Below are 11,704 nucleotides of genomic sequence, written 5' to 3' on the forward strand. Positions count from 1 at the left end.
ACAAATCAACTCATCATTTGTTCCAATGATATAGAAATGGGCGGAGGATCTATGCTTTATACAGTTAATGGCTTTGCAAAAGGTCATCAAAGTTTTCAGTTTCAATAAGACCTACCTGAATGAAAGGCGTCTTAAATTAGGGTGAACAGTTAGTGCTTGTTACACATGAGTTAAACGAAAAATGCCAACTATACCTAGGGATGATATAGTTGGCATTTCGTATATATATATTAAAACAATGAGGATTGTGTAATGAGATTATTCTGAGATTGAGAATTCAGCTGATGCTTCGAATTTAACATCTTTGCCTAGCATTACGCCACCAGTTTCAAGTGCTTGGTTAAAGTTAATGCCGTAGTTTTCTCTATTGATTGTACCAGTAACAATAACACCTGTTACTTGAGAACCATCCATAGGATTCTTACTTACTCCGTTGAATTCAACGTCGAATGTTTCTTCGTTAGTGATACCTTTAATTGTTAAATCATCAACAACTTTGTTTTCAGTAACTGATTTTGTTTCAAACGTGATTTTATCAAATTCATCAGTACCAAAGAAATCACCAGATTTTAAGTGGTTATCACGTGCTTCGTTTTTAGTGTTAATTGAGCTTGGAATAATTGTTGCAGTAGCTTTCAAAGTACTGAAGTCATTAATATCTCCTTCAACAGCTACATCAAATTGATCAAATGAACCTTTCACTTTAGAAACCATTAAATGTTTAATTTGGAATTCTAAACTACTGTGTGCACCATCAAAAGTAAAGTTAGTCATAATATAAAACCTCCATATTTTTATCTCTTAGATATATTTTTTATACTTGATATACATACAATACCACCTAAAAAACAAAGATGCAAGCATTTTATTTCGAATTCGAATATTTTCTGTGATGTATTTAAAGAATGACCTATAAAACACCACACTATTGTTATACCCTAGTCAATTAATTCAAACATAAAGAAGTGATTACAAGTCCGTGAAATTTAGTTAATGAGATAAATCTGACTATTATTATCATTTTTATAGTCACTACTATTGACTTTGCATCAAGTGACTCGTACTATTTTAATATAATTCTGAAAATTCAAAATATAGAACGTTAAATATGTAGATTATATTTTTTTGAAGTTTTAAAAAAGGAGGCATTTTATGGGAAATTATTTGGTTTTGCAATCAGATTTTGGACTTAGTGATGGCGCTGTAAGTGCAATGTATGGAGTTGCATATACTGTAAGTGATGATATACGTGTCGAAAACTTAACGCATGATATACCACCGTATGACATTTGGGTAGCGTCATATCGTTTATATCAAACTGTAAAATACTGGCCTAAAGGCACAGTTTTTGTATCAGTGGTAGACCCGGGTGTAGGTAGTGATAGGCGGAGCATTGCTTGCTTAACATATTCAGGTCATTACATTATTACACCTGATAATGGTTCTTTAAGTCATATTAAACATTACGAAGGTATTAAAAAAGTTATCGAAATTGATGAAGTGAAAAGCCGATTGCCTCATTCGGAAGAAAGTCATACTTTTCATGGTAGAGATGTTTATGCATACAATGGTGCGAGATTAGCTGCAAATAAGATAGCGTTTGAACGTCTCGGTCAGGCAATTAATGTTGATAGTATTGAGGCATTAGAAATAAGAGAAGCGACAAAAAATGAGGATTCTGTTACAGGAAGCATTGATATTTTAGATATCAGATTTGGGTCATTATGGACAAATATTCCATTGGCATTCTTAAAATCCTTGGAAATTGTTCATGGTAATAATTTGGTGGTAACAATTTATCATCAAGATAAGAAAGTCTATCAAAATATTATTAAATTTGCGCGATCGTTTGCAGATGTTAATGTGGGTGAACCTCTTGTGTATGTTAACTCGCTAGTAAATATTGGTGTAGCAGTCAATCAAGACTCATTTTCAGATTTATATCATATTGGTACTGGAAATGATTGGACGATTCATTTATCTAAAGCACCATCAATTTAATGAATTTTTTATGTAAGGAGTAATGAAGATGAAAAAACAAGATATTTCAGTTAAAACTGTTGTTGCGATTGGTATAGGAGCAGCGGTATTTGTGATTTTAGGGCGTTTTGTTGTAATACCAACAGGTTTTCCTAATACGAATATAGAAACATCTTATGCATTTTTAGCATTAATATCTGCAATATTTGGGCCTTTTGCTGGTTTAATGACTGGATTAGTTGGACACGCTATTAAAGATTTCACGACATACGGTAGTGCTTGGTGGAGTTGGGTTATTTGTTCAGGAATTATAGGCTGTTTATATGGATGGATTGGCCTAAAATTAAATCTTTCTTCAGGCCTATTTTCTAGGAAATCGATGATTTATTTTAATATCGGTCAAATTATTGCGAATATTATTTGCTGGGCACTTATTGCACCAACATTAGATATTTTGATTTATAACGAACCGGCTAACAAGGTTTATACACAAGGTGTTATCTCTGCAGTATTAAATATTATTTCAGTTGGCATTATTGGGACAATATTATTAAAAGCATATGCTTCATCTCAAATAAAAAAAGGTAGTTTACGTAAAGAATAATCATTTTGTTGAATCAGATATGTAAATGAATGTAGAAAGGTAATGATATATCATGACTGAACCAATTATCTCGTTCAAAGACTTTAGTTTTCAATATCATAGTCAAGCAACACCTACATTACAGAATATAAATGTTGATATTTATCCAGGAGAAAAAGTGCTAGTAGTTGGTGCTTCAGGTAGTGGTAAATCGACTTTTGCAAATTGCATAAACGGATTAATTCCATTTAAAACTAAAGGTAACATAACCGGGGAACTATATATAAATAATCAAGATGCAACCGTTAGTTGTTTACATGATAGATCTAATGTTGTTGGTACAGTTTTACAAGATACAGATGGACAGTTCATAGGCTTAACAGCAGCTGAAGATATGGCCTTTTTATTAGAAAATAATTGTGTTGAACAAGATGATATGAAGAAAAATGTAAGTTATTGGGCTGAAAAAGTTGGCATGATAGAACATTTAAATCACCGACCGCAAGATTTATCTGGAGGTCAAAAACAACGCGTTTCATTAGGTGGTATATTAATCCATCGTACGCCTATTTTAATATTGGATGAGCCGCTGGCCAATTTAGATCCTGCGACAGGACATGAAACGCTGAGATTGTTAAACAATATTCATGAAGAAACAAAGTCAACGATGATTATTGTCGAACATCGATTAGAAGAATCATTAGATGATACGTTTGATAGAGTTCTTCTTTTTAAAGATGGAAAAATCATCGCTAATACAACGCCTAGTGATTTGCTAAAATCATCTAAGCTTAAAGAAGCAGGCATACGTGAACCATTATACTGTACAGCGCTTAAATATGCAGAAGTAGATGTCGAATCCATTGATAACTTAGCGAATTTACGTGACGTTTGTATGAGTGAACATGTTAAATTTAAAGTGAAAAAATGGATAGATGAAACATCTGCAAATAATGATAATAAGTACAAATCTGAACCGCTATTAGAATTAAATGAGGTATGTGTTCAATATAGTGACTATAGTAATAGTGTACTTAATAATGTTCAATTAAATGTTTATAGAAGAGAAATGCTTAGTATAGTTGGTCACAATGGTGCCGGCAAATCAACACTTGCTAAAGCAATTTGTGGATTTTTAGATATAACAGGTAATATCCAATTTTGTAATAGGGGATTTAATCAATTGTCAATTAGCGAACGATCTGAATTCGTAGGTTATGTGATGCAAAATCCAAATCATATGATTTCCGAAAAAATGATTTACGATGAAGTAGCATTAGGGTTAAGAGCACGAGGTATGAAAGAATCAGATATAAAGATACGGGTAGAGAATGTGCTCAAAATATGCGGACTTTATGCATTTCGGAATTGGCCAATTGTAGCTTTAAGCTATGGTCAAAAAAAGAGGGTCACTATAGCATCTGTTTTAGTCTTAAATCCGGAAATAATCATATTGGATGAACCGACTGCTGGTCAAGATTTCTATCATTATAATGAGATAATGTCATTTTTAATTGAGCTAAACAGACAGGGAAAGACGATTATTATGATTACGCATGATATGCATTTATTGTCTGAGTATAGTTCAAGAACAGTTGTATTATCAAAAGGACAAGTCGTTGCTGATACCACGCCAGTATTGATATTAAATGATAAAAAAATCTGTGAGATTGCATCATTGAGACAAACATCGCTATTTGAAATGGCCGAATATATAGGGATTAGCGAGCCACAGAAATTAGTACAATTATTTATTAACCATGATAGGAAGGTGAGACGCCAATGAATCAATATAATACTATAGGTTTTCACCCGGGAAATAGTCGTATTCATCAATTAAATGCGACTGTTAAACTTTTATTCTTATTAGTTGTTTCTATTTCTGCAATGGTGACTTATGACACAAGATATTTAATTTTAATTAGTGCTTCATCTATTTTATTGTTCAAATATGCTCATATTGAATGGAAACAAGTTCGCTTTGTTGTTAAATTCATTCTGTTTTTCACAATATTAAATATTATTGCCGTATACATATTTGACCCTGAATATGGTGTGAAGATTTATAATCAGCGTACAGAGTTAGTCAATGGTATTGGTCGATTTACGCTAACATCACAGGAATTATTCTATCTTTTTAATCTAATATTAAAATATATTAGTACAGTTCCTTTAGCGTTAATATTTTTATTCACAACGAATCCGAGTCATTTTGCTGCAAGTTTAAATCAGCTAGGTGTGAATTATAAAATCAGTTACGCAGTCTCACTAGCATTAAGGTATATTCCAGATATTCAAGAAACATATTTTAATATTTCACAAGCGCAACAAGCAAGAGGATATGATAATTCGAAAAAAGCGAAATTTACTAGCCGTGTTAAAGGTATCAAACGCATTGTGTTACCTTTAATATTTTCTAGTATCGAAAGAATTGACACTATTAGTACTGCTATGGAGTTAAGACAATTCGGACAGTATAAAAGGAGAACCTGGTACGTCAAAAAACAATTAAAAAAAGATGATTATGTTGTTTTGTGTTTGACGTTAATACTTCTGATGTTAGTAGTTACATTATTCTTTTTAAATAATAGTCGATATTTCAACCCGTGGCATTAGTATTCATATAAATAGTCTTTAAATAGAAATAGGAGGGAGACATTTAATGATAAATACTGAAAGATTAAATTTAATGATTCCAAGTTCCTCGCATTTAATTGAACTTTATAATATTTGTAGTCATCCACAAGCAAATATATACACTCCCAAAGGTTTACATAATTCCAAATTAGACACACAACGGTGGATTGAAAAATGGCAAAACCATTGGCAACAATATCAATTTGGTTACTTTGTATTGGTGAAAAAAATAGATTGTAGTGTTATTGGTATTTGTGGATATGAATATCGACAATTAAAGCAAGAAACAGTACTAAATTTATTTTATAAATTACATCCAAGTTTTGAAGGACAAGGGTACGCATGTGAGGCTATTACAGCAATCACAAATTTTGTGAATTATATCGATCAAGAAACAGTAAAAGTTATCAGGACAAATAAGTGTAACCAACGTTCAATAAATTTAGCAGAAAGGCTTAAATTCAAGCGAGACAAAGCTATGGACGACATTATCAATCAAGGAGATATTGTGTTTTATAAATAAAATACTATGACATTATCTAAAAAATAAAATTAAAATCCCAACAGTTTCTTAAAAAGTTATGAGCCATATAATAAAAATGTTATAATTGTGCATAATAAAACATAGGGAGAATGTTTAATGCATAAAAAATATTTATTGCTATTTTTTCTGTTATTATCAGTTGCATTGCTATATAGCTGTTCCAAGCAAAATGAGAAAGCTCAAAATAAATCTGTTAATCCAAATGAGTATGCAAAGCATAAATCGAAAATGGATGAACATTGGGAAACATATCACGGCCAAGTTTATCATGTGTTTTATCACCCATTAATTACAGACCCAAAAGTTGCGTTTACAGGAGATACACACCAAGCTAAGGGCAACAATGATTGGATGATTACTGTAAGTGAATTTAAAAAATCATTGAACGAATTATATAAAAATAATTACATCATCGTTAATCCACATGATGTATACGACTTATCATCTCATCATGTAAAAGCCAAAAAAATAAAATTGCCGAAAGGTAAAAAGCCACTAATCATCTCAATTGATGATATGAATTACTATAGTTACATGAGACACCATGGTTATGCTGACCGTTTAGTACTCGATAAAAATAAACATGTTGTTTCTGAAACTACAGACAAAAAAGGTCATGCTACTTATTCTGATGACAATGATATCGTGCCAATTTTAAATAAATTTGTAAAAGAGCATCCAGATTTTTCTTTAAATGGTGAAAAAGGTGTTGTTGCTTTAACCGGTTATGAGGGCGTATTAGGTTATCGCACGAATGAATTAACGAGTAAAGATTATACAAAGAATAAAAAGGCAGCTGAGGAAGTTGTTCGCGCAATGAAACGGGATGGATGGTCATTTGCGAGTCATTCATATGGTCACATTAATTTTGAAAAAACATCTTTAGAAGGTATTAAACGTGATACTAAAAGATGGAAAGATGAAGTTGAACCAATTGTAGGTAAAACAGATATGTTTGTATTTCCACATGGCGCACAGGATAGACATACACAAGCGTATGATTATTTGGTAGATGAAGCAGAGTTTAAGTTTATTGCAGGTGTCGGTCCAAACAATTTTACAGATATATCAGCAACGAACGTTTACCAAGATAGGGTTGCGATTGATGGTCTAAACTTATTTGAATTTAAATATAAACTCAAACCGTTTTTTAATCCTGAAAATGTATATAGTAAACAAGATAGACAATTCTTTAAAGGTAATCGGGATTATGAAGAATAGTTAAATTTAATAAAAAGATAGAAAGAAAATAACTTTACATAATAAGGCAAGCACAATATGTGCAAGAAGTACAACTTCAATATAAAAATCTTGGTTTAGCATTTTTATAGGCACAAATGTCTTGCCTTTTTCTTTTGTAAAAATTTAAAAACAATACACCGAATTTTCTGAAAAAGGTTGTAATGTATTGCTAAAAATGATAAGTTATTAATCATATTACACTTTAGTGTGGTAGAGAAGTAAAGTAAACAACGAAAATACCAAGTGATTTTAAATACAGTATTGAAAGTAAAGGGTGGTCGAGTGAATAATTCAGAACAATTAATTGCGTTAAAAGAATCGGAAACAGCATTTTTAAAATATTTTAATAAAGCGGATTATGAGTTAGTTGATTTTAGTGTGGTTGAAAAGTTGGACTGGAAACAATTGAACCATGAGGATTTGCAGCAGATGGGTGAGCGAAATTTTTGGCAACATGAGCATCAAATTTATGCACTTCGAAATGATTTTACAGATCAATTATTGCGTTATTACTCAATGTATCCAACTGCAGCAACAAAAGTGGCATACACAGGTTTAATCATTCGGAATAATGAAGCGGCTGTACAAGTGGGTTTGGAAAACTATGCACCATCATTAGCGAATGTACAACAGAGCTTAAAGCTATTTATTCAGTTTATTCAACAGCAGTTGAGAGACAACGTGCATTTTGTTGTATTGGGACATTATCAATTGCTTGATGCCTTACTCGATAAATCGTTACAAACACCAGACATACTATCAATGATTGAGGAACGTAATTTATCGGGACTGGTTACATATTTGTCGACTGAACATCCAATCGTGCAAATCTTGAAAGAGAATACGCAACAACAATTAAATGTATTGGAACACTATATTCCAAATGACCATCCAGCACTCGTTGAATTAAAAATATGGGAACGTTGGTTACATACACAAGGTTACAAAGACATCCATTTAGATATTACTGCGCAGCCACCTAGATCCTATTACACAGGCTTATTTATTCAATGTCATTTTGCTGAAAATGAATCTCGAGTTTTAACAGGTGGTTATTACAAAGGAAGCATCGAAGGGTTTGGATTAGGATTAACACTTTAAGTAAGGGAGTATGCACAATGTTAAGAATCGCCATAGCCAAAGGACGTCTAATGGATAGTTTAATTAACTATTTAGATGTAATTGAATATACGACATTATCAGAAACATTAAAAAATAGAGAACGCCAATTATTATTAAGTGTAGATAATATTGAATGCATTTTAGTAAAAGGAAGTGACGTGCCAATCTATGTGGAACAAGGAATGGCCGACATAGGCATTGTTGGTAGCGACATATTAGATGAGCGCCAATATAATGTTAATAATTTGTTGAATATGCCTTTTGGAGCATGTCATTTTGCGGTTGCAGCGAAACCTGAAACGACCAATTATCGTAAAATCGCAACGAGTTATGTTCATACTGCTGAAACATATTTTAAATCAAAAGGTATTGATGTCGAATTGATTAAATTGAATGGTTCTGTTGAATTAGCTTGTGTCGTAGATATGGTAGACGGAATTGTCGACATCGTTCAAACAGGTACTACGCTAAAAGCGAACGGACTGGTTGAAAAGCAACATATTAGTGATATCAATGCAAGATTAATAACTAATAAAGCAGCTTATTTTAAAAAATCACAATTAATAGAGCAATTTATTCGCTCTTTGGAGGTGTCTATTGCCAATGCTTAATGCACAACAATTTTTAAATCAATTTTCATTAGAAGCACCATTAGATGAGTCATTGTATCCAATTATTCGCGATATTTGTCAGGAAGTTAAAGTTCATGGAGATAAGGCTTTGAAAATGTATAATCTAACATTCGATCATACGAAAACAGATCATTTAGAAATTAGTCATGAACAAATTAAAGCAGCATTTGACACATTAGATGAAAAAACAAAACAAGCATTACAACAAAGTTATGAAAGAATTAAAGCATATCAAGAAAGTATTAAGCAGACGAATCAACAGTTAGAAGAATCAGTGGAGTGTTATGAAATATACCATCCACTAGAAAGTGTGGGTATTTATGTGCCTGGTGGCAAAGCAAGTTATCCATCAACGGTTCTAATGACAGCGACTTTAGCACAAGTAGCGGGTGTAGAAAATATTGTTGTTGTGACACCACCTCAACCTAACGGAGTATCCCAAGAGGTATTAGCTGCATGTTATATTACGCAAGTTAATCAAGTGTTTCAAGTTGGTGGTGCTCAAAGTATTGCTGCATTGACTTATGGAACAGAAACGATACCTAAAGTTGATAAGATTGTAGGTCCAGGTAACCAATTTGTTGCATATGCCAAAAAATATTTATTTGGACAGGTAGGTATTGATCAAATTGCAGGACCAACAGAAATAGCACTGATTATTGACGACACCGCAGATTTAGATGCCATCGTATATGATGTATTTGCGCAAGCAGAACATGATGAATTAGCACGTACATATGTCATTGGTGAAGATGCGCAAGTCCTTAAAGATTTAGAATCACGTATTGCTAAAGCATTGCCTAATGTGGACAGATACGACATTGTTTCTAAAAGTATCGCTAATCAACACTACCTTATCCATGCTAGTAATTTTGATGAAGCATGCCATGTCATGAATACAATCGCGCCTGAACATGCGTCGATTCAAACAGTAAATCCTCAACCATATATTGAAAAAGTGAAATATGTGGGTGCATTGTTTATTGGACATTATTCGCCAGAGGTCATAGGAGATTACGTTGCAGGTCCAAGTCATGTATTACCTACAAATAGAACAGCTAGATTTACCAATGGGTTATCGGTCAATGATTTCTTAACACGGAACACGGTCATCCATTTATCAAAAGATACGTTTGAACAAATTGCTGATTCAGCACAACATATTGCTCATGTTGAAGCATTATACAATCACCAGCAGTCTATTTTAATACGTCAGTCTTAGGGGAGTGTAATTGAAATGATTTATATTGATAAAAATGAAAGTCCAGTTACGCCGTTGGATGAAAAAACAATGACGTCTATTATTAGTGCAACGCCATATAATTTATATCCTGATGCAGCATATGAACAATTCAAGGAAGCTTATGCTAAGTTTTACGGATTATCGCCTGAACAAATTATTGCAGGAAATGGATCTGATGAATTGATTCAAAAGTTAATGCTGATCATGCCAGAAGGTCCGGCATTAACGCTAAATCCTGATTTTTTTATGTATCAAGCATATGCGGCACAAGTAAATCGTGAAATTGCATTTGTAGATGCAGGATCAGATTTAACGTTTGATTTGGAAACCATTTTAACGAAAATCGATGAAGTACAACCATCATTTTTTATTATGAGTAATCCACATAACCCTTCAGGCAAGCAATTTGATACGGCATTTTTAACAGCTATTGCAGATAAGATGAAAGCATTAAACGGATACTTTGTCATTGATGAAGCATATTTAGATTATGGTACGGCATATGACGTGGAACTGGCACCACACATCTTAAGAATGCGTACATTATCAAAGGCGTTTGGAATTGCCGGCTTAAGATTAGGTGTCTTAATTAGTACTGCTGGAACGATAAAGCATATTCAAAAAATAGAACATCCATATCCATTAAATGTATTTACGCTAAATATTGCGACTTATATTTTTAGACATAGAGAAGAGACAAGAGTATTTTTAACGATGCAACGACAGTTAGCTGAGCAGTTAAAACAAATATTTGATACACATGTTGCAGATAAAATGTCAGTATTCCCATCAAATGCCAATTTTGTACTTACTAAAGGTTCAGCAGCGCACCAATTAGGACAATACGTATATGAACAAGGATTTAAACCTCGCATTTATGATGAGCCGGTGATGAAGGGCTATGTAAGATACTCAATTGCAACAGCATCGCAGTTAAAGCAATTAGAAGAAATTGTTAAAGAATGGAGCGCAAAATATGATTTATCAAAAACAACGAAACACAGCTGAAACACAACTAAATATTTCAATATCAGATGACCAGTCACCATCGCATATTAATACAGGTGTGGGCTTTTTAAATCATATGTTAACATTGTTTACATTTCATAGCGGTCTGTCATTAAACATTGAGGCACAAGGTGATATTGACGTAGATGATCACCATGTAACTGAAGATATCGGCATTGTCATTGGCCAATTGTTACTTGAAATGATTAAAGATAAAAAGCATTTCGTTCGTTATGGAACGATGTACATTCCAATGGATGAAACATTAGCACGTGTCGTTGTGGATATAAGTGGGCGCCCATACCTATCATTCAATGCATCATTAAGTAAAGAAAAAGTTGGTACGTTTGATACGGAGTTAGTAGAAGAATTTTTTAGAGCGGTCGTAATCAATGCAAGATTAACAACGCATATTGATTTAATTCGTGGAGGTAATACACACCATGAAATTGAAGCTATATTCAAAGCGTTTTCCCGTGCATTAGGCATAGCGCTAACTGCAACTGATGATCAGCGTGTGCCGTCATCGAAAGGTGTGATTGAATGATTGTCATCGTTGATTATGGATTAGGGAATATTAGTAATGTAAAACGCGCTATTGAACATTTAGGGTATGAGGTGGTTGTCTCAAATACCTCAAAAATAATCGATCAAGCAGAAACAATCATATTGCCCGGTGTCGGCCATTTTAAAGATGCGATGTCAGAGATAAA

Annotated in this window: 12 protein-coding genes and 2 pseudogenes; 13 read left to right on the top strand and 1 reads right to left on the bottom strand. The window is 33.1% G+C overall.

Annotated features, from left to right (window positions below):
- Window positions 1-108 (top strand): annotated as a pseudogene (locus tag IDG60_RS16415) (SMP-30/gluconolactonase/LRE family protein); the annotation flags it as partial.
- A 150-nt stretch (window positions 109-258) separates the two neighbouring features.
- Here IDG60_RS16415 and IDG60_RS16420 read toward each other — a convergent pair.
- Entirely contained in the window at window positions 259-774 is a 516-nt protein-coding gene (locus IDG60_RS16420) for a YceI family protein (RefSeq protein WP_000181121.1), read from the bottom strand.
- Window positions 775-1,152: 378 nt separating this feature from the next.
- Here IDG60_RS16420 and IDG60_RS16425 point away from each other — a divergent pair, with 378 nt between their 5' ends.
- From IDG60_RS16425 to hisH, 12 genes and pseudogenes are all read left to right on the top strand, one after another.
- A complete protein-coding gene (locus tag IDG60_RS16425) occupies window positions 1,153-2,001 on the top strand; it encodes an SAM hydrolase/SAM-dependent halogenase family protein (RefSeq protein WP_000528922.1) in 849 nt (282 codons plus the stop codon).
- A 28-nt stretch (window positions 2,002-2,029) separates the two neighbouring features.
- Entirely contained in the window at window positions 2,030-2,584 is a 555-nt protein-coding gene (locus IDG60_RS16430) for an ECF-type riboflavin transporter substrate-binding protein (protein ID WP_000743711.1), read from the top strand.
- A gap of 52 nt (window positions 2,585-2,636) precedes the next feature.
- Entirely contained in the window at window positions 2,637-4,349 is a 1,713-nt protein-coding gene (locus IDG60_RS16435; protein ID WP_206160934.1) for an ABC transporter ATP-binding protein, read from the top strand.
- Window positions 4,346-5,179 (top strand): energy-coupling factor transporter transmembrane component T family protein, encoded by an 834-nt coding sequence (locus IDG60_RS16440; protein ID WP_001077823.1) that lies wholly within the window; start codon window positions 4,346-4,348, stop codon window positions 5,177-5,179. Before IDG60_RS16435 ends, IDG60_RS16440 begins: the two co-directional genes overlap by 4 nt.
- 46 nt (window positions 5,180-5,225) lie before the next feature.
- The gene (locus IDG60_RS16445; protein WP_000610973.1) at window positions 5,226-5,723 is read left to right on the top strand and encodes a GNAT family N-acetyltransferase; all 498 of its coding nucleotides are present in this window, start codon (window positions 5,226-5,228) and stop codon (window positions 5,721-5,723) included.
- A 117-nt stretch (window positions 5,724-5,840) separates the two neighbouring features.
- A complete protein-coding gene (locus IDG60_RS16450) occupies window positions 5,841-6,965 on the top strand; it encodes a polysaccharide deacetylase family protein (RefSeq protein WP_000549222.1) in 1,125 nt (374 codons plus the stop codon).
- A gap of 303 nt (window positions 6,966-7,268) precedes the next feature.
- On the top strand, window positions 7,269-8,087 hold the full coding sequence (locus IDG60_RS16455) for an ATP phosphoribosyltransferase regulatory subunit (RefSeq protein WP_001065591.1): 819 nt from the start codon (window positions 7,269-7,271) through the stop codon (window positions 8,085-8,087).
- A gap of 17 nt (window positions 8,088-8,104) precedes the next feature.
- Window positions 8,105-8,719 (top strand): ATP phosphoribosyltransferase, encoded by a 615-nt coding sequence (gene hisG, locus IDG60_RS16460; protein WP_000944149.1) that lies wholly within the window; start codon window positions 8,105-8,107, stop codon window positions 8,717-8,719.
- The gene (hisD, locus tag IDG60_RS16465) at window positions 8,712-9,962 is read left to right on the top strand and encodes a histidinol dehydrogenase (protein ID WP_000930649.1); all 1,251 of its coding nucleotides are present in this window, start codon (window positions 8,712-8,714) and stop codon (window positions 9,960-9,962) included. Before hisG ends, hisD begins: the two co-directional genes overlap by 8 nt.
- Window positions 9,963-9,977: 15 nt before the next feature.
- A complete protein-coding gene (locus IDG60_RS16470; protein ID WP_103182731.1) occupies window positions 9,978-10,991 on the top strand; it encodes a pyridoxal phosphate-dependent aminotransferase in 1,014 nt (337 codons plus the stop codon).
- On the top strand, window positions 10,960-11,538 hold the full coding sequence (hisB, locus tag IDG60_RS16475; RefSeq protein WP_000640266.1) for an imidazoleglycerol-phosphate dehydratase HisB: 579 nt from the start codon (window positions 10,960-10,962) through the stop codon (window positions 11,536-11,538). The genes IDG60_RS16470 and hisB overlap by 32 nt, the downstream gene beginning before the upstream one ends.
- Window positions 11,535-11,704 (top strand): annotated as a pseudogene (gene hisH, locus IDG60_RS16480) (imidazole glycerol phosphate synthase subunit HisH); the annotation flags it as partial. The gene hisB and the pseudogene hisH, both read left to right, overlap by 4 nt.

Source organism: Staphylococcus sp. EG-SA-2 (genome assembly GCF_017152085.1).

Excerpts from the sequence above, each read along its gene's own strand:
- IDG60_RS16420 (WP_000181121.1), bottom strand. The coding sequence starts at position 774 with ATGACTAACTTTACTTTTGATGGTGCACACAGTAGTTTAGAATTCCAA.
- IDG60_RS16450 (WP_000549222.1), top strand. The coding sequence starts at position 5,841 with ATGCATAAAAAATATTTATTGCTATTTTTTCTGTTATTATCAGTTGCA.
- IDG60_RS16445 (WP_000610973.1), top strand. The coding sequence starts at position 5,226 with ATGATAAATACTGAAAGATTAAATTTAATGATTCCAAGTTCCTCGCAT.
- IDG60_RS16470 (WP_103182731.1), top strand. The coding sequence starts at position 9,978 with ATGATTTATATTGATAAAAATGAAAGTCCAGTTACGCCGTTGGATGAA.
- IDG60_RS16440 (WP_001077823.1), top strand. The coding sequence starts at position 4,346 with ATGAATCAATATAATACTATAGGTTTTCACCCGGGAAATAGTCGTATT.
- hisD (WP_000930649.1), top strand. The coding sequence starts at position 8,712 with ATGCTTAATGCACAACAATTTTTAAATCAATTTTCATTAGAAGCACCA.
- IDG60_RS16435 (WP_206160934.1), top strand. The coding sequence starts at position 2,637 with ATGACTGAACCAATTATCTCGTTCAAAGACTTTAGTTTTCAATATCAT.
- IDG60_RS16430 (WP_000743711.1), top strand. The coding sequence starts at position 2,030 with ATGAAAAAACAAGATATTTCAGTTAAAACTGTTGTTGCGATTGGTATA.
- IDG60_RS16425 (WP_000528922.1), top strand. The coding sequence starts at position 1,153 with ATGGGAAATTATTTGGTTTTGCAATCAGATTTTGGACTTAGTGATGGC.
- hisB (WP_000640266.1), top strand. The coding sequence starts at position 10,960 with ATGATTTATCAAAAACAACGAAACACAGCTGAAACACAACTAAATATT.
- hisG (WP_000944149.1), top strand. The coding sequence starts at position 8,105 with ATGTTAAGAATCGCCATAGCCAAAGGACGTCTAATGGATAGTTTAATT.